The 21,420-nt window shown below is 40.9% G+C and carries 18 protein-coding genes; 6 read left to right on the top strand and 12 right to left on the bottom strand.

What is annotated here, in order from left to right; translation table 11 throughout:
* Positions 1 to 10 precede the first annotated feature (10 nt).
* Positions 11 to 1,270, top strand: a complete 1,260-nt coding sequence (locus DR017_RS10890) for a putative DNA modification/repair radical SAM protein (protein WP_002678389.1) — start codon at positions 11 to 13, stop codon at positions 1,268 to 1,270.
* Between the two features lie 71 nt (positions 1,271 to 1,341).
* On the opposite strand, the gene DR017_RS10885 is transcribed toward DR017_RS10890, so the two are convergent.
* Positions 1,342 to 2,100, bottom strand: coding sequence for a DNA-binding protein (locus DR017_RS10885; protein WP_100066526.1), 759 nt, complete (start codon positions 2,098 to 2,100; stop codon positions 1,342 to 1,344).
* Between the two features lie 208 nt (positions 2,101 to 2,308).
* Between DR017_RS10885 and DR017_RS10880 the strand changes: the two genes are divergently transcribed.
* The 3 genes from DR017_RS10880 to DR017_RS10870 are packed head-to-tail and all read left to right on the top strand — an operon-like array spanning position 2,309 to position 4,755.
* On the top strand, positions 2,309 to 3,931 hold the full coding sequence (locus DR017_RS10880; protein ID WP_040360906.1) for a lipocalin family protein: 1,623 nt from the start codon (positions 2,309 to 2,311) through the stop codon (positions 3,929 to 3,931).
* Positions 3,932 to 3,964: 33 nt separating this feature from the next.
* Positions 3,965 to 4,336: a hypothetical protein gene (locus DR017_RS10875; RefSeq protein WP_002678458.1), complete on the top strand. Its 372-nt coding sequence runs from the start codon at positions 3,965 to 3,967 to the stop codon at positions 4,334 to 4,336.
* An 11-nt stretch (positions 4,337 to 4,347) separates the two neighbouring features.
* Positions 4,348 to 4,755, top strand: a complete 408-nt coding sequence (locus tag DR017_RS10870) for a hypothetical protein (protein ID WP_002678400.1) — start codon at positions 4,348 to 4,350, stop codon at positions 4,753 to 4,755.
* A gap of 35 nt (positions 4,756 to 4,790) precedes the next feature.
* Here the strand turns inward: DR017_RS10870 and DR017_RS10865 are convergent, their stop codons facing one another.
* The 11 genes from DR017_RS10865 to DR017_RS10815 all read right to left on the bottom strand — a co-directional run bounded on the left by DR017_RS10865 (position 4,791) and on the right by DR017_RS10815 (position 18,765).
* On the bottom strand, positions 4,791 to 5,144 hold the full coding sequence (locus DR017_RS10865; RefSeq protein ID WP_002678559.1) for a helix-turn-helix domain-containing protein: 354 nt from the start codon (positions 5,142 to 5,144) through the stop codon (positions 4,791 to 4,793).
* 97 nt (positions 5,145 to 5,241) lie between these two features.
* A complete protein-coding gene (locus DR017_RS10860) occupies positions 5,242 to 5,616 on the bottom strand; it encodes a hypothetical protein (protein WP_002678417.1) in 375 nt (124 codons plus the stop codon).
* 192 nt (positions 5,617 to 5,808) lie between these two features.
* Positions 5,809 to 7,554 carry a thiamine pyrophosphate-dependent enzyme gene (locus DR017_RS10855; protein WP_002678607.1) on the bottom strand — a complete coding sequence of 582 codons (1,746 nt, stop codon included), beginning with the start codon at positions 7,552 to 7,554 and terminating at the stop codon, positions 5,809 to 5,811.
* Between the two features lie 184 nt (positions 7,555 to 7,738).
* The gene (locus tag DR017_RS10850; protein ID WP_002678557.1) at positions 7,739 to 10,006 is read right to left on the bottom strand and encodes an aconitate hydratase; all 2,268 of its coding nucleotides are present in this window, start codon (positions 10,004 to 10,006) and stop codon (positions 7,739 to 7,741) included.
* A gap of 14 nt (positions 10,007 to 10,020) precedes the next feature.
* Entirely contained in the window at positions 10,021 to 12,234 is a 2,214-nt protein-coding gene (locus DR017_RS10845) for an NADP-dependent isocitrate dehydrogenase (protein WP_002678450.1), read from the bottom strand.
* 2 nt (positions 12,235 to 12,236) lie between these two features.
* Positions 12,237 to 13,520, bottom strand: a complete 1,284-nt coding sequence (locus tag DR017_RS10840) for a citrate synthase (protein WP_002678615.1) — start codon at positions 13,518 to 13,520, stop codon at positions 12,237 to 12,239.
* Positions 13,521 to 13,863: 343 nt separating this feature from the next.
* Entirely contained in the window at positions 13,864 to 14,454 is a 591-nt protein-coding gene (locus DR017_RS10835; RefSeq protein ID WP_002678535.1) for a hypothetical protein, read from the bottom strand.
* A gap of 5 nt (positions 14,455 to 14,459) precedes the next feature.
* Positions 14,460 to 15,518, bottom strand: coding sequence for an LptM family lipoprotein (locus DR017_RS10830; RefSeq protein ID WP_002678506.1), 1,059 nt, complete (start codon positions 15,516 to 15,518; stop codon positions 14,460 to 14,462).
* A gap of 70 nt (positions 15,519 to 15,588) precedes the next feature.
* Positions 15,589 to 16,341, bottom strand: a complete 753-nt coding sequence (locus tag DR017_RS10825) for a patatin-like phospholipase family protein (RefSeq protein WP_002678428.1) — start codon at positions 16,339 to 16,341, stop codon at positions 15,589 to 15,591.
* A 142-nt stretch (positions 16,342 to 16,483) separates the two neighbouring features.
* Positions 16,484 to 18,481, bottom strand: coding sequence for a ferrous iron transport protein B (gene feoB / locus DR017_RS10820; RefSeq protein WP_002678465.1), 1,998 nt, complete (start codon positions 18,479 to 18,481; stop codon positions 16,484 to 16,486).
* Between the two features lie 41 nt (positions 18,482 to 18,522).
* Positions 18,523 to 18,765: a FeoA family protein gene (locus tag DR017_RS10815; protein ID WP_002678330.1), complete on the bottom strand. Its 243-nt coding sequence runs from the start codon at positions 18,763 to 18,765 to the stop codon at positions 18,523 to 18,525.
* 135 nt (positions 18,766 to 18,900) lie between these two features.
* On the opposite strand from DR017_RS10815, the gene DR017_RS10810 reads away from it, so the two are divergent.
* Both DR017_RS10810 and DR017_RS14405 read left to right on the top strand, forming a co-directional pair.
* On the top strand, positions 18,901 to 20,154 hold the full coding sequence (locus DR017_RS10810; RefSeq protein WP_002678411.1) for a sigma-54 interaction domain-containing protein: 1,254 nt from the start codon (positions 18,901 to 18,903) through the stop codon (positions 20,152 to 20,154).
* Between the two features lie 93 nt (positions 20,155 to 20,247).
* The gene (locus DR017_RS14405) at positions 20,248 to 21,414 is read left to right on the top strand and encodes a YqhG/Tai3 family protein (RefSeq protein WP_002678541.1); all 1,167 of its coding nucleotides are present in this window, start codon (positions 20,248 to 20,250) and stop codon (positions 21,412 to 21,414) included.
* Positions 21,415 to 21,420 lie beyond the last annotated feature (6 nt).

Genomic DNA, 21,420 nt, shown 5'->3' with positions numbered 1-21,420 from the left:
ACACCTAACAATGGACTTTGAGCGCATTAAAGAAAAATTAGCGATCCTCGCCGATGCTGCCAAATACGATGTTTCTTGCTCCAGTAGCGGAAGCTCGCGCAAGGCAGTGAAAGGTGAATTGGGCAACGCAGCCAACTTCGGCATCTGCCACTCGTTTACCGAGGACGGCAGGTGTATTTCTCTGCTCAAAATACTCCTTACCAACCATTGTATCTACGATTGTGTGTACTGTGTATCGCGACGTAGCAACGACATACAGCGCGCTGCTTTTAGCGTGCAAGAAGTGGTAGACCTTACTATCAACTTTTACCGCCGAAATTATATAGAGGGTTTGTTCCTCAGCTCGGGAGTGTTCAAAGACCCCGATACTACAATGGAACGATTGGTGCGCGTAGCTAAAAAGTTGCGCTTAGAAGAGCGTTTCAACGGCTATATCCACCTAAAAACGATTCCAGGGGCGAGTGAAGCCCTCGTTCACGAGGCAGGACTCTATGCCGACCGTCTTTCTATCAACCTCGAAATCCCCACCAAAGAAGGACTCAAGTTGCTTGCACCCGAAAAAGATCACCAGCAGATGATCACCCCTATGCAGCAGCTGAAAAATGAATTGGCTATCCACTCGGTAGAAAAGAAAAAATTCAAGCATACACCAAAATTTGCCCCTGCCGGACAAACTACCCAAATGATTATAGGCGCTACTAATGAAACTGACCAGAAGATTATAAAAGTCGCCAGTTATATGTATGATAAGTTAGAGATGAAGCGGGTGTACTATTCGGGATATGTACCGGTATTGCAAGACAGCCGATTGCCATCTATTCACTCTCAGGTGCCTATAGTGCGTGAAAATCGTCTCTATCAAGCCGATTGGCTAATGCGTTACTATGGCTTTGCTCCCGATGAGATTTTAGACACACGTCAGCCCTTCCTCGACTTAGAAATAGACCCCAAACTCGCTTGGGCATTGCGCCATCCACACCTCTTTCCGGTAGATGTAAACACCGCACCTCGTGAGATGCTTTTGCGCATTCCAGGGGTAGGCGTTCGGTCGGTACAGAAGATACTCGCAGCGCGTACCTTCCAAAAACTCACCTATTACAGTCTCAAACAGATAGGAGTAACCCTTAGCCGAGCCAAATACTTCATCACTTGCAGTGGGGCAACCCCATTAGCAGGCACTATGGAGCCCACAAAACTCCGCCATTTGCTCATCGCCAACAGCCATAACAAGCACAAAGAACTCTTCACTGGACAGTTATCGCTGTTTTAATATACAAAAAGCAAGCCTTTCAGCTTGCCTTTTCTTTAATTTATCTAACTTTTGTAACCATTGTGCTACAGCTATCCTTTGAATATAGACAGCGCCTTAGGTATCATTGTATTGTGAAGAAAATTATAAGACTCTTGGGCATTAAAAATTAATTTTTCTACAACCAACTTACTTTCAAAGTCTCCTGGTATTTTCCAACCAAGCATCACTTCTTTGTCAGTAGATAAATGCTCTATAGCATCAATCCACATTTTTATATTGTAACCTGCTTCAATTTCTAAATTATACATTATGATATGATACCCCGTATAATTGTATTTTCCCAGCTCATCTCTATCACTACTTAAGTCGTACATTTTAGTAAGAGCTATCAATTTATCCCAAATAGTTCTATCTATGGTGCCCAACAAATAGTGATCACTATCATAGTTTTCTTTTTTAAAATTAGAAGCTCCTAAAAGCGAGGCTATTTCATCCTCACACTGTTTGTGATAAAATATAAACATTTTCAATGCTTCGCTAAGGCTGCGAACTTCATCCGAAGTTATTGATTTAGAAGAAGATGATAATTCCGCCAAAACCTGATAGTTTAAGATATATTTAAAAACCAGTTCTCCAACGCCTTTTTTTGAAGAGAGCAGATCTTGAATTTCTGAGTTTTTAGGGGTGATAGCCGAGACTTTTCCCTTCATATCTATCGAAAAGTTACCACAATAATTTCTGGTTAAATGCGGTAAAAAAGCATTAAAAAAAACGTATTCATCATTATAGGTGTAATGATTGTTAAATTCATTTTTGTAGACAACATATTTATCTTTTCTTATTTCCATAACCATTTAGTTATTTTAAAAGTGCAAATATAGTTATTTTATTTGAAATACACAAGAAATTAATTGGAAAATTAATATTCATCTCTCATTATTCGTTCTATAATAGTTCAAAATAAGAAGTATAAGTTCAAAATAAGAAATAATAAGTGTTGTGTATCTTTTTTATCCGTGGTATTTTTGCCCCGTTTAATTCATAAAGTTTCAAATAATGAAAAGATTATCAACAATTTTCACGGTGCTTTCACTTATAGCACTTACGATTATCGGTTGCTCCAAAGACGATGGAGGGAGCGACAACAACGGCAATAACAGTGGCAATGGCACTGGGAGCGGTAATGGCAACAGCAATAGTGGTCAGACTGTAGCAGCTATTACGCCCGACTTTCTCAACGGAACGTGGTCTCACGTAGAATTTGAGTATGACGGAGTGAAGTTCTCTAACAATGCTAGCCACCAAACTGAATGGAATTGTGTTAAAAAAGGGTCTTTTGTTTTTACCAAAAATCAAGTTACTCTTATCACCAATCAGTATGACGATGAGGACAATACTTGTACTGAAAATCGAGGCACCTTTAATTATACAGTAGAAAATGGCAAGGTTTATCTTGTAGTTCAAGGGAAGAAAGAACTTTTAGATATTACTAAAGCTGGGGATAACATCGTAGTTTCAGTAAAAGATGAAGATGGTAAAACTACTAAACGCACCCTTACTAAAACCTCTTCTAATAGTACAGCACCAGCTGCGAAAAAAGCTACTGCAAAAATCACTGTATCAGGAGTTACTAATGGAATAAAAGTAATCGTAGCTAATAGTACTTTTAAATCAAGCCACGTAGCTGTAAAAGAGGCTACTGTAAGCAATGGTAGTGCTACTATTGATGTATCAGAATATATAGGTAGAAAGCTGTATTTCATTGTAGAAAAAGACAATGAATATCTTTCTACTGAAGTAGAAAAAACAATTGCAGAAGGCGATAATACCATTGCTCTTACTGCTACTGCAAAGGATTATACTGTAAAGATAAAAGTAGTCAACAACGGTGCTGCTGTAAGTGGTAAAAAGGTGTATGCTGCTGATTCTTATACTTTTCAAGCTCTCAGTTATGGACTTAAAACAGGTAATGGCAATGAAAATCTTTTAACTTCTACTAAAAATGCTACTACCAATGCACAAGGTATAGCTACTTTCAGCGACTTCCGTCCTACATACAACAATCAAAAATATACATTTTTTGTAGTTACTTCTTCTTCACCTTACTACAAAGAAGTAGAACTCGCTATTGATGGTACTGCTAAAGAAAGTACTATTACTCTTGCTGGAAGCCAAGCACAAACAAGAAAAGTAAATGTTGAATTCTTTGTAAGAGATAGTAATGAATACCTAAACAATGTAAAAATAACTATTGAAGGGCAAACAAAAAGCACTAACACAATAGGTAGTGTTAAAGGTTATGTAGTTTTTGAACTTGAACAAAACAAAAGTTTTAGCTATACTGCTACTACCCCTTGTGGTCATACTAAAACAGGTAGTTTTACTACTAATGCTTATAGCAATATGGTTCAAGTAACCCTCAATACTACTGAAAACTGTAATAATCAAGCAAAAGGAACACTTATCATTAAAAACAATTCTAAAAATCCATATACTGTAAAAGTAGGAAGTAGTACTTTTGTAATGGAAGGAAAAACAACAAGAACTTTTGAGGTAGCATTAGAAACTTATACCGTAAGCTGGAGACAAAACAGTGGTTATGCTTTTTATCCTACTGAAGGCTCTTACGATGCTGAATTTAGTAGAAACAACAGAGAAATTACAGTTTCTTTCCCCTAATCAATTTTGTAACCAATTAATTTTCATAAACCAATGAAGAAATTTTTAATTCTTGGTACAGCACTGCTAATATTAAATGCTTGTCGTACCACTAAAACAGATGTAGGGCAGTTTCGTGAAACCCCTACCGAAGATTATGTGTATGCCAAAGGTAAACAAGTATGGCTTTTTTGGGGATTACTTCCTGTAGGACGGACTAAAGTAAATACACCCTCTTCAGGTAACTGTCAAGTAGTTACTCGTACTAACCTTGCTGATTTCTTGATTAGTGGAATTACAGCTGGTATTGTAACCACTGAAACTATCAAAATCAAAGCAAAACGTGAGAATGCTCCTCAACAAGCTCAACCTCAGAATGCAGGTAATACGACTATTGAAATACACAATCACAGTAATAACCAATAATCCACAAACCAATGAAGAAATTTTTAATGTACACAACAGTATTGTTGTTTACAGCAATCACCACATTTGCGTGTAGTAAAGACAAGGATGAAGACAAAGCAACTTCTGCTACTATTCAATTAGTAGACCTCTTAGGTAAACCCGTAAAAGGAGTGAGAGTATACGCTTACGATCAAGATACTTGGAATATGATGGGCGATGAAACATTTCACGCTACCTTCCAAGTAGTTTCTGATGATACAGGTAACGCTACTTTTACCAATCTTGATAAAGGAACGCAATTCACAAGTGTTAATAATGAGACCAATACTTTTACTTTTTCAGCGCACTATACACTTAACAATAGTAGTAAAACTAAAAGAGTTTCTATTACTTTGAAAAAAGGAGATAACAAAACTGAAAAGTTGGTACTCAACTAAAACGATAAAAAGCTGCCTTAGGGCAGCTTTTTTTATTATTTATTAAGCATCTCTTTGAGCATTACTATTTGCTCTTTCAGGGAAGCTATAGTTTCTTCGTATTGAGCTATTAATTTTTCGGGAATTTGATTCAAATGATATTCGCCTATACCTGTTTCGTTATGATTGATGTTGAACACTTTTTTATCGTCGAAGCCTAAAACTTTCATCGGGTCTACTTGCAGAATAGCACATATTTCGTTGAGGCGCGTAATGGTAAGTTGCGTCTCTCCTGATTCAATTTTTGAATAAGCGCGTGTAGAAATTCCTAACTGAGCAGCGACAAAGTCTTGAGAAACTCTTTTTACTTCTCGTGCTTGCTTTATCTTTACTTCTGGTTGTTCAATCATCTTAATACCATTTTAATAATCAGCAGGCAAAAGTATAAATAATTTTCCTATTAAACAAAACAATATATAAACTATTGAGTTACTTTATTGTCAAAAATCAATACGTTTTAAAGTATTCTTCCCAAGTAAAGGTTTGATTAAATCTCTCTTGATTGGGTATAATAAAAGATATTTGCATTCCTTCCTTTGTAAAATAGACTTTTATTTCAACATCAACTTCTCCAATAGGTTTTTTAAGCGTTCTAATGTTATATTTTTTTATATCAATTTTCATTTCTTGTAAAAGTAAAGAAGTTATTAATTCCTCTGTATTAGTAACAATTCTTATAAAATGATCTCGATGCATTAAGTTCTTTTCTACCTCTGCTTTTATTTTTATCTGTAGAGAATTTTTGTTTGTTACATCACTATATAGTGTATAGTCTTCTATGATATAGTCATTATCTACAACCTTTACGTAAGGTTCTTTCATTTCTTCAAGACTATTTTGCGAATAGATACTCATACTCACTAAGAAACAAAACAGAAAAATTAATTTTTTAATTATCATAAATTTATATATTAGATTGTTAATACTTTGCAAAAGTATAAATAATTTTCCTATTAAACAAAAAAAAGCTACTAAGCAAGATGCTCAGCAGCTTTTTATTATCAAAATTAATTTCTAAAACACGTCTTTGACGTGCTTCATACTGTTGGCAATACTATCTTTGGCATCTGCAAAGTCTCCTTGTCCTATTTTTTTGATGATGTTGGTCGCAAAACCTTTCATCTGTTCAAAAGTGATGTGAGGGGGCATTGCTAAAGTATCGCGATTGGTGTAGATATTCACCAAAGTAGGTCCGTCGTGCTCGAAAGCTGCTTTTACAGTGGCTTCAAGATCTTCGGTTTTGCGTACTTCATAGCCTTTGATGTTCATCAACTCGGCGAGTTTATCAAAAGGTGGGTTTACCATATTGGTTTGCCAATCGAGATAGCCAGATACTTCCATTTCGAGTTTTACCATTGCGAGTGAACGGTTGTTGAACACAAATATCTTCACAGGGTATTGGTATTGCATTAGGGTAGCCAAGTCGCCCAAGAGCATTGATAGACCGCCGTCACCACACATTGCTACCACTTGTCTGCCATTGGAAGAAGCTGCTGCGCCAATTGCCATTGGGAGGGCGTTTGCCATAGAACCGTGGTTGAAAGAGCCAGTGAGGTAACGTTTGCCCGTACCTTTGATAAAGCGCGCTGCCCACACTACATTCATACCTGTATCTACGGTGAAAATAGCATCGTTGGCGGCATATTTATCCAAAAGTTTAGCCGCATATTCAGGGTCTATTTGGTTCTCTTCAGTTTTCTTTTTGGTGTAATCATCTAATGATTTTTCGAGTTCCAAATACTCTTTGTGAATCTCTTTGAGGAAACTATCATCGGTGCGAGGGGTGAGTTTAGGCAATAAGGCGGTAATGGTATCTTTCACATCGCCTGCAAAGCCGTAATCTACTTTGGCACGACGCCCGATAATCTCGGGACGTTCATCTATTTGGATAATAGTGCTTTTCTTAGGCAAGAACTCCGCATAAGGGAAGTCGGTGCCGAGCATTACAAGCACATCGGCTTTGGCGCAAGCATCATAACCTGAACGGTGTCCGAGCAAGCCATTCATTCCCGCTATATAAGGGCTATCGGTGCGATCGAAGAATATTTTGCCACGGAAAGAAGCCACGATAGGCGCTTTAAGGGTTTCGGCAAGCTGTTCTACTTCTTTCACCGCATACTGACAGCCGTGACCGCAGTAGAGGGCTATTTTCTTGTTTTTGTTGTCATTGAGTACTGCTGCCAATTTGTCAAGCTCACTATCGGAAGGGCGCACTACGGGTTTTGCTAAGAAGGTTTGTGTAGCAGTAGGTACCTCTTCAAGGTCGGCGCCTGCCACATCACCAGGGAGTCCTAATACAGCCACGCCTTTCTCGTTGATAGCCGTTTGTATGGCGCGTTGCATCATTGTGGTAAATTGCTTGGCGGTATTGGCTACATACACATATTTACTGCAATCTTGGAAGAGCAAGAAGGGGTTGGTTTCTTGGAACCAATTGGTACCAAATTTATGGGTAGCGCAGGTGCTGGCAATGGCAATTACGGGGTTCCCTGAGCGGTTAGCATCGTAGAGTCCGTTGATAAGGTGCACGTGTCCAGGTCCTGAACTTCCCATACAACAGCCTATGCCGTTTAGTTCGGCGTCCATAGAGGCAGCATAAGCCGCTGATTCCTCGTGGCGGACGTGTATCCACTCAAGGCGACCATCGCGACGGATGGCGTCGTTCACAGGGTTGAGGCTATCACCAGTAATAGCATAGACTCTTTTTACGCCTGCTTGTACTAACATTTCGACCAATTGGTCGGATACATTTTTGCTCATATATGTTTTTTTATTAATGACGGGCTTTGGTATGCAAAAATAATACCAATGTATCGTTTTTGAACAGAAATTAAAGGTTAGGATTGTGATGCAAGCAATCGCTGTACCGAACTGTTGTTCTTCTTCCTGTCGTCATATCTTTTCCTATTTTTTAGTGTAAACCTATTTCAGGATATGACACTCTTCACTTTTCACTTTTATCTTTTAACTGGTTCAGCGCGCTTCCTGCTTTAAACCAACCTATTTGCTGAGCATTGTAGGTATGGTTGCAGGTAATCACATCCTTACTACCATCTTTATGTACAAATTCCAAATGTAAAGGAGTGCCAGGCGCAAAGGCGGTGAGATCGAGGAAGTTGATTACATCGTCTTCTTGAATCTTGTCGTAATCGGATTCGTGGGCAAAGGTGAGGGCGAGCATTCCTTGCTTTTTAAGGTTGGTTTCGTGAATGCGCGCAAATGATTTTACCAATACGGCTCGTACGCCCAAATGACGGGGTTCCATAGCAGCGTGCTCGCGTGAAGATCCCTCGCCATAGTTGTGGTCGCCTACTACAATAGAAGGGATTCCTGCTGCTTTATAAGCGCGTTGCACTTTGGGCACTTCGTCGTATTGGCCGGTAAGTTGGTTTTTCACGAAGTTAGTTTTACCGTTGAAAGCATTTACCGCCCCTATGAGCATATTGTTGGAAATATTGTCTAAATGTCCGCGGAAACGCAACCAAGCCCCTGCCATCGAAATATGGTCGGTGGTGCATTTGCCTTGCGCTTTGATGAGGAGTTTAGCCCCAGTGATATTCTCGCCGTCCCAAGGAGCGAAAGGCGTGAGCAGTTGGAGGCGGTTGGAGGTAGGCGATACCACCACCTCGATGTTGCTACCATCTTCGGCGGGAGCCTGATAGCCAGGATCATCAACGGCAAAACCTTTAGAAGGCAACTCTTCGCCATAAGGAGGAGTGAGTTTTACGGCTTCACCTTGGTCGTTAAGCAAGGTATCGGTGATAGGGTTGAAGTCTAACCTACCGGCAATTGCCAAAGCCGCTACCATTTCGGGAGAAGTTACAAAGGCGTGGGTATTAGGGTTACCGTCGGCACGTTTGGAAAAGTTACGGTTGAAGGAATGTACAATCGTATTTTTCTCTTGTTTTTCGGCACCTTCTCTGTCCCACTGACCAATGCAGGGACCACAAGCATTGGTGAATACACGAGTACCCAACTGCTCGAAGATGTCTATAATTCCGTCGCGCTCGGTAGTATAGTGTATTTGTTCAGAGCCAGGGTTGATACCAAAAGAGGCTTTAGGGGTAATTCTCTTTTCTAAGGCTTGTTTTACCACCGAAACCGCGCGGGTGAGATCTTCGTAGGAGGAGTTAGTACACGAACCTATGAGCCCCCATTGCACCTCCAAGGGCCAATCGTTGGCGCGGGCTACCTCCTTCATTTTGGATACAGGAGTACCTCTATCGGGGGTGAAAGGACCGTTGATATAAGGCTCTAAGGCAGAGAGGTCTATCTCAATGAGTTGGTCGAAATACTTTTCGGGGTCGGCATAGACTTCGGGGTCGGCGGTGAGGTAAGGCGCAATGGCATCGGCAGCGAGGGCAACTTCTTCGCGCCCAGTAGCAAGCAGATAGCGACGCATCGCCTCATCATAGCCAAAAGTAGAGGTAGTAGCCCCTATTTCGGCACCCATATTACAAATAGTACCTTTACCGGTACAGGAAAGCGACTTAGCACCCTCGCCAAAGTATTCCACAATTGCACCAGTACCACCTTTTACGGTGAGGATATCAGCGACTTTTAGAATCACATCTTTTGGGGCTGTCCAACCACTGAGTTTACCTGTGAGTTTTACCCCAATGAGTTTAGGGAATTTCAGTTCCCACGGCATTCCCGCCATCACATCTACGGCATCAGCCCCGCCTACACCAATAGCGAGCATTCCTAATCCGCCAGCGTTTACCGTATGCGAATCGGTGCCTATCATCATTCCACCTGGGAAGGCGTAGTTTTCTAAGACTATTTGGTGAATAATCCCTGCACCGGGTTTCCAGAAGCCAATGCCATATTTGTTGGATACCGAAGAGAGGAAATCGAATACTTCTTTAGACTGTTCAGTAGCGACTTTCAGGTCGGTTGCGGCGCCTATTTTGGCTTGGATGAGGTGGTCGCAGTGCACGGTGGTAGGGACAGCCACTTTGCTTTTGCCCGCTTGCATAAACTGCAAGAGCGCCATTTGGGCGGTAGCATCTTGACAAGCGATGCGGTCGGGGGCGAAATCTACATAGTCTTTACCGCGCTCAAAGGCACGAGAGGGGTTGCCATCCCATAGGTGTGTATATAATATTTTTTCAGCAAGGGTAAGGGGTCTTCCTACCACTTGGCGGGCTTTGTCTACGCGCTCAGGAAATTGGGCGTAGACCTTCTTTATCATTTCAATATCAAAAACCATAATTCAATTAACAATTAAGAATTAATAATTAACAATAGGGTTTTACTTCCTTGCATTACTGCCGCTACTTTGGTGAGATTAGGGTGGTAATAACCTCCTAATTCTACGGGTGTACCTTGTATTTGGGTTAGCTCTTCCACGATCGTCGTTTCGTTGTCTTTTAGGGCTTTGGCGACAGGAGCAAACTCTTCGGCAAGAGCGCTATCTTGAGTTTGTGCCGCTAAGGCTTCAGCCCAGTAGAGTGCCAAATAAAAGTGGCTTCCGCGATTGTCGAGCGTGCCTACTTTGGCTTGTGGCGATTTGTCGTTGTTCAACAGTTTACTTGTCGCCTCATCGAGCGTTTGGGCTAACACTAAGGCTTTGGGGTTCTCGTGCTTTTGTGCAAAATGCTCCAGCGAAGCCCCTAAGGCGAGAAATTCCCCTAAGGAATCCCAGCGCAAGTGGTTTTCGGCAAAGAGTTGTTCGGCTAATTTAGGTGCCGAGCCCCCTGCACCCGTTTCAAAGAGTCCGCCGCCATTCATCAAAGGGACGATAGAGAGCACTTTGGCACTGGTGCCTAATTCTAAGATAGGAAACAAGTCGGTGAGGTAATCGCGCAACACATTGCCCGTTACCGAAATGGTATCTTTGCCCTTGCGAGAGCGCTCTAAGGTGAAGAGCATAGCCGTTTCGGGCGACATAATGCGGATATCAACCCCTTTAGTGTCGAGTGTTGCCAAATAGTGTTTTACTTTTTTGATGAGTTGCGCATCGTGAGCACGATGCTCGTCCAACCAAAAGACCGCAGGTGTTTTGCTGAGGCGTGCGCGTGTTACCGCTAATTTCACCCAATCTTGTATGGCAGCATCTTTTGCGGTACACATACGCCAGATATCGCCTTTTTCTACTTTATGTGATAAGTACACTTTACCGTCAGCACCTACCACCTGTACACGTCCGCTATGAGGAATTTCGAAAGTCTTGTCGTGCGAGCCATATTCTTCAGCCTTTTGCGCCATTAAGCCCACATTGGCAACGCTTCCCATCGTAGCAGGATTGAAAGCCCCGTGTTTCTTACAGAAGTCAATCACCACTTGGTAGATACGCGCATAAGTACTATCGGGCAGTACCGCCAAAGTATCTTGAGCCACGCCTTGAGCATTCCACATTTTGCCCCCATTGCGAATCATTGCCGGCATAGAAGCATCTACAATCACATCGTTAGGGAAATGCAAGTTGGTAATCCCCTTATCAGAATTTACCATCGCCAAAGCCGCAGCTTGCGCAAGCGCCCCTTCGATATCGTGCTTTAAAGGCTCCTGTTCTTCAGCAGACAATTGCTCTATTTTCGCCAGAATATCCGAAAGACCGTTGCGCGCATTCACCCCTAAGGCTTTCAGTTCGCGCGGGTGTTTTTGGAACAAATTAGCAAAGTACGTTTCAACCGCATAGCCAAAGAGAATGGGGTCGGAAACCTTCATCATCGTAGCTTTCAGATGCAAAGAGAGGAGTACCCCCTTGTCTTTCGCTTCGGCAAAGGCTTTTTTATAGAATTTGCAAAGGGCTTCTTTGCTCATAAAAGTAGCATCTATCACTTCGCCCGCTTGCAAAGGAAGTTCCGCTTTGAGCAGTTGCACCTCGTGTTTAGGGCTTACCAACTCTATGCGCACCACATCTGCTTTTTTGAGGGTTACCGATTGCTCGTTGTGATAGAAATCGCCCGCTTGCATCGTAGCGACTTCCGTGAGACTCTCAGCACTCCACGCGCCCATTGAATGCGGGTGCGTTTGCGCGTACTGTTTCACCGATTTGGGTGCGCGCCTATCGGAATTACCCTCGCGCAACACAGGGTTCACTGCACTGCCTTTCACCTTATCATACCGCTGTTTGATAGCTGTTTCGGCTTCATCAGTAGGATTTTCAGGGTAATCGGGGAGCGCATAGCCTTGCGATTGTAGTTCGGCAATAGCCGCTTTCAGTTGGGGTACCGAAGCACTGATGTTAGGCAACTTGATGATATTAGCTTCTGGACGCGTTGCCAACACCCCCAGTTCGCTGAGGGCATCGGGCACGCGTTGTTCTGCTGTGAGAAAATCGGGGAAAGTGGCTAAAATACGCCCTGCCAATGAGATGTCTTTGGCTTCAAAGTTGATGCCCGAAGAGGCGCAAAAGCGTTTGATAATGGGTAATAGTGAATGCGTTGCTAAATAAGGCGACTCATCGGTAATGGTATAGATAATGTTTTTCATTTTTATCTTTTATTCAATTCAACAAAAGGTCTTTCGGTGGCACCTACGTATATTTGTCGTGGACGACCGATAGGCTCTCCTCCTTGGCGCATTTCCTTCCATTGGGCAATCCAACCAGGGAGACGACCGATAGCAAAAAGCACGGTGAACATCTCTAAGTGCATACCCAAGGCTTTGTAGATGATACCCGAATAGAAATCGACATTGGGGTAGAGGTTGCGCGATTTGAAGTAGTCATCTTCCAAAGCTACTTTTTCGAGATGTTTGGCAATGCCAAAAATAGGGTCGTCGATGCCTAAGGCATTGAGCACATCATCGGCAGCCACTTTGATGATTTTAGCCCGTGGGTCGAAGTTTTTGTACACACGGTGACCAAAGCCCATCAGGCGGAAAGGGTCGTTTTTGTCCTTTGCTTTGTTGATGAACTTATCTACCCCACCCCCATCGGCGTGAATTTCTTCGAGCATCTCAATCACCGCTTGGTTTGCCCCGCCGTGGAGGCGACCCCAAAGGGCAGAAACCCCTGAAGATATACTGGCAAACAGACCCGCCTCTGAAGAGCCTACCAAGCGCACGGTAGAAGTAGAACAGTTCTGTTCGTGGTCGCCGTGGAGGATGAGCAACTTGTTGAGGGCACTCACAATGGTAGGGTTGATTTTGTATTCCTCAGTAGGAATTTCAAAGAAGAGTCGCAAAATATTCTCGATATAACCTTTCTTATTGTCGTAGTAATTCAGCGGTAAACCTTCGCGTTTGCGGTACACCCAAGTAGCGATAATGGTTACTTTGGCAATAGCTTTGCAGACTGCTTGATAGACGTGTTTGGGGCAATGTACATTCACCGGTACAGGATTGAAAGCGGTGAGCGCACTGGTAGCCGATGCTAGCACTCCCATAGGGTGAGCCGAGCGCGGGAAACCGTCCATAATGTGACGCATATCCTCGTGTACAAGGGTATACTTGTGAATTGTTTTTTTGAAATCGTCGTACTCTTCGGCAGTGGGAAGTTCGCCAAAGATAAGAAGATAGGCTACTTCGAGGAATTCGGCTTTGGCAGCCAATTCTTCAATATTATAGCCACGATAGCGCAAAATACCTTTTTCACCGTCGAGGAAAGTAATAGCGCTTTTGCAAGAACCAGTGTTCTTGTAACCTGAATCTAAGGTTACCAATCCAGTCAGGGCTCGCAATTTTTCAATATTGATTGCTTTTTCATTTTCAGTCCCTACTACAATAGGAAATTCATACTCTTTTCCTTCAAAAATCAATTTTGCTGTGTTTTCCATAGTACAATTTGTTTTTAGTGTTTTTTTAATGCTTTTTAAATATTAAAAAAGAATAAAATTTTATAGCTTTATTTTCGATTTTATTATCTTTTGCGTGGTAAAGATAAGAAAAAACAACTGAAAGCAACCTAATGAAATTTGTAATTTAACAAAACTTTAACGTATTTTTATTGAAAATCAGCGATTTATGAGAAGTGAAGAGATTTTGAGCAGTTAAAGTGTTAAAATTTTGAAGATATAAAAAAAAGTAAGGGGGCAAATTATTAATTTGATAATTTGGATAGGTAAAAATTGAGGATTTCGCAAAAAAGAAGGTAGATTAGCTGAATATGTGAATACTAAATTAAAAATGAAAATTCAATTGTATAAACCCTATTTTAGCCAAGCGACTTTCAAACCATTCAGCTTGTGCTTCAGGATCAAAACTCCGACGGTCGCGACGGATATTATATTTTACAAAAAAACCAGGTTCGGTAGCTACTGAAAAATTTTTACTAAAGCGAAAAAGTATACCTAGAAAAGGATTTATAGCGATATTAGTGTAATGTTGTTTTCGTTCGCCATAGTGCAGATAACGCCCCCAAAGGTCAATACCATAGTAAAATTGCCATTTGTTGTAGTTTTTTAGCAATCTATCAATCCCTATTTTTAGGGCTATTTCATAACTGCTATCTTTAGAGCTTTCTGCACGATAATCACCTCCTATACGATAAGCAACAGTTGGTGTTTTCTGGTAGCGATATTCTAACAAAAAAGCATTGCTATCACTTGGAAAAGCAGCATTTACAAATTTAGAAAGCCCTATACCTATTTGATGTTTACAAGTAGTAGGAGAGGTTGTAAGGCTATCAGTAGAAGTAAAAAGAGCATTGCTCTCTTGAGCGAGAGCAATGCTGCTAATTATTATAAATATGAAAAATAAATTCTTTTTCATCAGTTTTATTCGTTAAAAAAGCGTTTAAAAATGTTTTTTACTTTTTCTTGGAAGTCAGAAACATATTCTTCTGCTTTCACTTTTGAACCATCTGAATAAATGAAGTAAATTATATCGTCATCACCTTCAACTGCATATTTCACATCGGCAATCTTTCCTCCATTTACTTTAAAGAGTTCTGCCTTAACATAAGTGTTTACTTCTTCTGTAGTGAGATCTCCAATTTTTTTACCTGCTTTATGAATAGCTTTTACATCTACCTTAGCCACCAATTGCAAATCATTTTGGATAGCTATTAAGTTAATATTATCAAATGCTTCTTCTACTGAAGTAAAACTATTATAGTTGCTTGAAGTTAGTTTTGCATTAGCTCTAAGCACTGTTGTACAACCTTTTGGTGAACTGAGAGAAAAATCAAAAAGAAATTCTTCAGCAGTACGTTTTGTAAGTTTCACAGTAGTAGTGAATGGTTCAGTGTAAATAGTAAGATCAATATGGTTAGGGAAAAGAAAATTGGTATTTTCTTCAAAAGTAACATTATTAAGTTTCATTTCAGCTACTTTTTTATTGTCTACCGTGATGATAATATGTCCTTTTACAGGAAATCTTTCACTATCACTTTCTACAGTGATAACTTTATCTTGATAGTTCTCTAGTACTGCACGACCATTGAGGTTAGTACCATTAGCAGTAGCAGGGAAAATCCAAGTGATATTACTGCTAGAACCAGTCTTACTCCACTCTTTAGTAACAACATTCCAAGTGTAAATACCTTTCAACTCTTGGAAATTAAAACCTCCATTTTTTTGAGTATCATATTGGTCATAGAATTTTTCACCTAAATATTCAGCCCAAGTATTATCTCCCGATTTTTTATTCACTTGGAACAAAAAATCAGCAAAACTGCCATCATTAGCTTTTTTAAAGCAGTCATAAACACTTTCCATAGTGTTTTTTACTATGGTTTTACCATCTTCAGGACTATAAACGGGTTCATTATCGTCCTTACTACCACACCCTACAAGGGCAACTGTTGCCAAAAGGCTTAATAAAAATTTCTTCATATTACTGAATTACTATAGTTTAACGGCACAAAAGTATAGGTTTTAGAGAAATAAAATTGTTAAAGAATTGTTAATCTTTCAACTCCGCTAATCTTTTTATTCCCATTTCATAACCGTATTCAAAAGCGTGATCGAGCATTTTGGTTTCCAGCACCCCTATATTGCTGAGGTTGTGCAACAATAGCAAATCGCATTTCTTGAATTTACGACTGTAGTTGCCGTCCATCGTGATGTTGTAGATGCGTTGCATAAATTGAAAGGAGTTGCTGAGCTCTTTCTCGGTAATCGTTTCCAACGGATTTACAAAGCTGCCAATGATTTTATCACATTGTTTTTTAATAGGTTCTATCGGGAAGTTATCTAAAAGTCCGCCGTCGCAATAGAGGCTTTCACCTATTCTCACGGGTGAAAAATAGGGTGGCAAAGCAGCTGAGGCTATTAGCGGTTGAATGAGTTCGCCTTTACTAAAATACTGTAGTTTGCCATTTAGCAAATTAGTAGCTGTAACGATTAAGGGCAGCTGGAGTTCTTCAAAAGTGTGGTACTGAAGTTCTTTTTTGAAGAATTTAGCGTATTTAGCACTATCTACCAAGCCTACTTTCTTAAAGGTAATCATCGACCATTTGAACAAGGGAGTTTCCTTAAAAAAGCGCATCATATCATCGGGTTTCACCCCACAAGCATAGAGCGCCCCAATGAGAGCTCCTCCACTGGTGCCTGAAATGATTGATGGTCGCAAGCCTTTTTCTTCTAAGGCTTTGAGCAATCCAGCGTGTGCCAAAGCACGTACCCCGCCTCCTGAAAATACTAAACCTAACTCCATAAGTTCCTCACCCCCTCCGTTCTCCCCCTCCCCAAAAGGGAGGGAGGAGGAAATCCGTAAAAGGGAATTTATTCTTTATATTGTGTTACCTTTATAATTTTACTTCCTCTCACTTTTTAGCTTGCCTCTCCTCGGGAGAGGATTATCTAATTAAAATAAACGCCAACATCGCACTTATATAAGCAATGCCCGTCATAAACAAAAACTGTAGGGCTGTCCATTTCCAGCTATTGGTTTCTTTGCGTACCACGGCAACCGTGCTAAGGCATTGCATCGCAAAAGCGTAGTAGAGCAATAGTGAAATTCCTGTGCCAAGAGTATATACGGGGGTGCCATCGGGGTGTACTTCCGAGCGCATTTTTGCTAAAATCGTGCGTTCTCCTTCTTCTCCCTCGGTATCGAGGTCTTTTCCTAAACTATAAACCGTTGATAATGTGCTGACAAAAACCTCACGAGCCGCAAATGAAGCGACTACTCCTATGCTTATCTTCCAATCGTAACCCAGCGGACGAAATACGGGTTCTATCCCCTTGCCTATATAGCCTAAAAACGAATATTCTAAACTTTCGGATTGGATGTAATTCGCTTTTTGTTCTTCTGTCCATTGGTGGGTTTGTGCTAGTTGTTCGGCGGTAGCCTCAATGCTGTTGTACTTTTCGCCCATTCCGTGAGAGCCTAAGAACCACAACAATACCGAAATTGCCAAAATAAACTTACCTGCCCCCATCACAAAACCTTTGGTTTTCTCGTATACTGTAAGACATACATTGCGCAGTAGCGGAATTTTATAGTCGGGGATTTCGGCTATAAAAAAACTGCTGTTCTTTTGTATTTTCAGCACTTTATCTAAGATAAAAGCCGAAAGTAATGCCACTACAAGCCCTAATAAGTACATTGCGAAAAATGTCCACGCTTTGTAGCTAACCCACAGAAAATCACCTTCGGGAATTACCAAATTGATAATGATAAGATACACGGGCAAACGCGCCGAGCAGGTCATAAACGGAGTAACGAGTATGGTGATAAGGCGTTCTTTCCAACTCTCGATATTGCGGGCAATCATTACAGCAGGCACGGCACAAGCAGCCCCCGAAATCAAGGGTACTACACTCTTGCCACTAAGTCCAAAACGTCGCATCGCATTGTCCATCAAAAAAACAACCCTACTCATATAGCCGCTTTCTTCTAAAATGGCTATCAGGGTGAAAAGTACGGCTATTTGTGGGATAAACACAGTGATGCCTGTTATTCCGGGGAGCACACCATCGATGAGTAAATTAGTAAGTGCGCCTGCAGGCAATTTGGTCGCCAGCCATTCTCCTAAAATACCAAACCCGTCCTCTATCCAGTCCATTGGGTAACTCGACCAAGTGAAAACTGCTTGGAAAATGAGCAATAGTATAGCGGCAAATACCACATAACCAAAGAATGGATGTATGAGAAAACGGTCGAGGCGGGCGCGTAGGGTTTGTGCCTTGTGCTGATCTACCGTATAAGTTTCTTTGAGAGTTTCGTTGATAAACTGATAGCGGATAATAGTCTCTTTCTGCTGTTTGCGGCGTTGTTCACTTTCCGAAGTACCAAAGGGTATAGCCTCCAAGCGCGACATATCCACACAAGGGGCAACCCATAATTCTTTGAAGTCTACAATAGCTTGTTTCAATGCTAAAAGCCCTTCACCTTTGCGAGTGCTGGTTAGGATAACTCGGGTGTGTAACAAGCGTTCTAATTGGGGGATATCTATGCTAATGCCTTTGCGCTGCATCTGGTCAGCCATATTGATAACCAGAATAGTAGGCAGCTGGAGGTCTTTCACTTGGGTGAAGAGCAGCAAGTTTTGCTTGAGGTTGCTCACCTCGCTCACCACCACCACCACATCGGGGAAGTATGTTCCTTGGCGGTTGATAAGAGTATCCACAGCCACTTGTTCGTCTTCTGAACTTGGGTTGAGGCTATAAGTACCTGGCAAGTCGATAATTTCAGCTTGCTGGTTATCAGGGAGTTTGCAATGCCCTATTTTCTTTTCTACAGTAATACCAGGGTAGTTGCCCACTTGCTGGTTTAAGCCTGTAAGCGCATTGAAAAGAGATGTTTTTCCTGTATTAGGATTGCCCACAAGGGCGATTTTAAGATGTGCCAATTTACTAAATCTGTTAATTAAATTGCTTGTGCGACTTATGCCTAATTTGCTAATTGAATTGTTTTTGCCATATCTTTTCTAATAGAAAGATAAGCATCGTTCATACGAATGTAAATAGGATCGCCAAAAGTCGCCTTTTGGAGTACCTCCACTTCACTACCTACAAAACAGCCTAATTCAATGAGTTTAAGAGGAATTTTACAGCAGTCAAACTCCTGAATGACACCTTTTTCGCCTTTTTTAAGGTCGGCAATAGTATGAGGGTGAGATGGCACTTTTTCCATAGTGGTTGTTATTTAGAATTGTTTTAGACGGCAAAAGTAAGAATAATTTATTAATTGACAAATTAGCGAATTGGCAAATTTGCTAATTCGTTAATTATTCATATCTTTGCAACTCTAAACTCTCAAGTAACAAACGTGGAAAATATACAAGCAATAAAACAGCGTTTTGGCATCATTGGCAACGATTTAAAGCTCAATCGTGCGCTCGAAAAAGCTATACAAGTCGCCCCTACCGATATTTCGGTGCTCATCACCGGTGAAAGTGGGGTGGGAAAAGAGGCTATCCCTCGTATCATTCACTCACTCTCAATGCGCAAACACGGCAAATATATCGCTGTGAACTGTGGGGCTATCCCCGAAGGCACTATTGATTCTGAACTTTTTGGTCACGAAAAAGGCGCTTTCACAGGGGCTACAGCTACCCGTAGCGGTTATTTTGAAGAAGCCGATGGCGGTACTATTTTCTTAGACGAAGTGGGCGAACTGCCTCTCACTACTCAAGTGCGCCTCTTGCGGGTGCTGGAAAATGGCGAGTTCATCAAAGTAGGGTCTTCAGTAGTACAGAAAACCAATGTGCGCATTGTGGCTGCTACCAATGTACAAATGCAAGAAGCTATCAAAAAAGGACGTTTCCGCGAAGACCTCTATTACCGACTCAGCACGGTGGAAATACACCTTCCTCCTTTGCGCGAACGCAAAGACGATATACATCTGCTCTTCCGCAAGTTCGCTTCTGATTTTGCCGAAAAATACAAAATGCCTGCCGTAAGACTCAGTGAAGATGCTGTACATCTGCTCACAAACTACCGTTGGAGCGGTAATATACGTCAGTTGCGCAATGTAGCCGAACAAATTTCAGTGCTGGAACAACGCCGCGACATCACCGCAAGTCTTTTGCGCTCTTACTTGCCCGACGAAGGTACAAATTTGCCTTCAATAGTCCCTGCACAAAACCGCTCAGATAGTGATTTTAGCAACGAACGCGAGCTGCTCTACAAGGTGCTTTTCGATATGAAAAACGACCTCAACGACCTGAAAAAACTCACTCTCGAGCTACTACAACACGGCAATTCCCCCCAAGTACAACAAGAGAACGAAGGTCTCATCCATCGCATTTATGGCAACGACACTCGCAAAAACGACCCTACACCTCCTTCTTTTGCTTTTTTACCTGTAACGCCTGCCGAAAAAGAAATCCTTCCTCACGAAGTAGTGTACGACTACGAGGAAGCTGCTGAAGAAGAGCGTTTTTCACTCCAAGAACAAGAGCGTGAGATGATACGCAAATCATTAGAACACAACGATGGCAAACGCAAAGAAACAGCTAAGGCTTTAGGAATTTCCGAACGCACTCTGTACAGAAAACTAAAGCAATATAATATGATTTAGGGGTCAGGTCTCAGGTTTCAGGAGTTAGCACTATCTCCCTGCCCCCATCCTACTCGTCTGCCCCGTCCGACTTGTCTGACATTTTTTTTACTTATGAAAAGAATTATTATCATATTTATTTTAATAGCTTTTATTAGTTGTAGAGATAAGAAGAACGCTAATAACGTTGCTACTGAACCTACACCTACAGATACAGAAGTTGCTATAGCAACTCTAAAAGCTTTTTATTCATCTGTTTATAATGGTTCGTTAGATAACCAAGAAGTACTTTTTAAGCAATATGTTTCCAAGCAATTGTTAGAAAAGATTGACGAACTATCTGCTGATATGACATTAGATTACGACCCTTTTATAAAGGGGCAAGATTTTTTTGCTGATGTTCTCAATAGTACATTAAAAATAACACCTTTAGAAAACAAAAATGAATACAGATGTTGTTTTTTACTATTTGGAGACACTAATGAAAAAGAAACTTGTATAGACCTTTTATTAGAAAAAGATAAGGACGGGCATTTTGTAATTTCTAAAATATTAAATGATGATATTTTAGCAGGGAAAAGAGATGTAATGCCTAGTGACATTCAAGAAACAACTATAGACTATAAAGGGCTGGTTCAACTTTTAAAATTAGAATGTAATGTCTCCAACAAAGAAGAATTTTATAAGTTGAATTGCCAAAATATAAGGGTTGCAAATGAAACAGAAGAAGGAAAAAATAGTGTATCTGAAATAATTACAGTAACTGTTGGTAAGAATTCTAGAAAAATCATCAGAAAAACCTCTGATGTACTTACTTCAAGTCCTTTTGTTTATTTTGATGAGGAAAACAAAACGTATATCTTGCTTTTCCCTTTGGTGGGTGAGTATAATTTTGTTTGGGAACTATATTGTTATAAGGATAACAAAATCTTTTCTTTAGGGCAGAGAATAACCTATTGGAAAGCAGAGTATGAAGAGTCTAAAACTACTTATGGTGATTTTGTGAAAATATATAGATCCGAAGGGAAATATATTGTCGCTATGACTAAAAAATATATTTCGGCAGAGCATAGTGAATACAATGATTATCCTGATTATTTAGAAGGAACTCTCGTTAAAGATAAAAATATGTATTATTTTGAGTTTCCTTCTACGGAACTTCCTTATTACAAGAAATATAGGAATGGTGATAAAAAAGGAGATTACGAAGAGTTTTTGAAAAACGATTTTACCACTCCTGAGGACATCGTCATAACAGAAGAGGGGGATCATTCAAAATGATAGTGG

The organism is Capnocytophaga sputigena, assembly GCF_900446695.1.
In the GTDB taxonomy this organism is placed as follows: Bacteria; Bacteroidota; Bacteroidia; order Flavobacteriales; family Flavobacteriaceae; genus Capnocytophaga; species Capnocytophaga sputigena.
The sequence above is the reverse complement of the archived record's forward strand: the minus strand, read 5'-3'. Positions and strand labels throughout refer to the sequence as shown.

Excerpts from the sequence above, each read along its gene's own strand:
- DR017_RS10870 (WP_002678400.1), top strand. The coding sequence starts at position 4,348 with ATGAAGAAATTTTTAATGTACACAACAGTATTGTTGTTTACAGCAATC.
- DR017_RS10890 (WP_002678389.1), top strand. The coding sequence starts at position 11 with ATGGACTTTGAGCGCATTAAAGAAAAATTAGCGATCCTCGCCGATGCT.
- DR017_RS14405 (WP_002678541.1), top strand. The coding sequence starts at position 20,248 with ATGAAAAGAATTATTATCATATTTATTTTAATAGCTTTTATTAGTTGT.
- DR017_RS10865 (WP_002678559.1), bottom strand. The coding sequence starts at position 5,144 with ATGATTGAACAACCAGAAGTAAAGATAAAGCAAGCACGAGAAGTAAAA.
- DR017_RS10825 (WP_002678428.1), bottom strand. The coding sequence starts at position 16,341 with ATGGAGTTAGGTTTAGTATTTTCAGGAGGCGGGGTACGTGCTTTGGCA.
- DR017_RS10840 (WP_002678615.1), bottom strand. The coding sequence starts at position 13,520 with ATGGAAAACACAGCAAAATTGATTTTTGAAGGAAAAGAGTATGAATTT.
- DR017_RS10830 (WP_002678506.1), bottom strand. The coding sequence starts at position 15,518 with ATGAAGAAATTTTTATTAAGCCTTTTGGCAACAGTTGCCCTTGTAGGG.
- DR017_RS10855 (WP_002678607.1), bottom strand. The coding sequence starts at position 7,554 with ATGAGCAAAAATGTATCCGACCAATTGGTCGAAATGTTAGTACAAGCA.
- DR017_RS10815 (WP_002678330.1), bottom strand. The coding sequence starts at position 18,765 with ATGGAAAAAGTGCCATCTCACCCTCATACTATTGCCGACCTTAAAAAA.
- DR017_RS10850 (WP_002678557.1), bottom strand. The coding sequence starts at position 10,006 with ATGGTTTTTGATATTGAAATGATAAAGAAGGTCTACGCCCAATTTCCT.
- DR017_RS10880 (WP_040360906.1), top strand. The coding sequence starts at position 2,309 with ATGAAAAGATTATCAACAATTTTCACGGTGCTTTCACTTATAGCACTT.
- DR017_RS10835 (WP_002678535.1), bottom strand. The coding sequence starts at position 14,454 with ATGAAAAAGAATTTATTTTTCATATTTATAATAATTAGCAGCATTGCT.
- DR017_RS10860 (WP_002678417.1), bottom strand. The coding sequence starts at position 5,616 with ATGAAAGAACCTTACGTAAAGGTTGTAGATAATGACTATATCATAGAA.
- DR017_RS10845 (WP_002678450.1), bottom strand. The coding sequence starts at position 12,234 with ATGAAAAACATTATCTATACCATTACCGATGAGTCGCCTTATTTAGCA.
- DR017_RS10875 (WP_002678458.1), top strand. The coding sequence starts at position 3,965 with ATGAAGAAATTTTTAATTCTTGGTACAGCACTGCTAATATTAAATGCT.
- DR017_RS10885 (WP_100066526.1), bottom strand. The coding sequence starts at position 2,100 with ATGGAAATAAGAAAAGATAAATATGTTGTCTACAAAAATGAATTTAAC.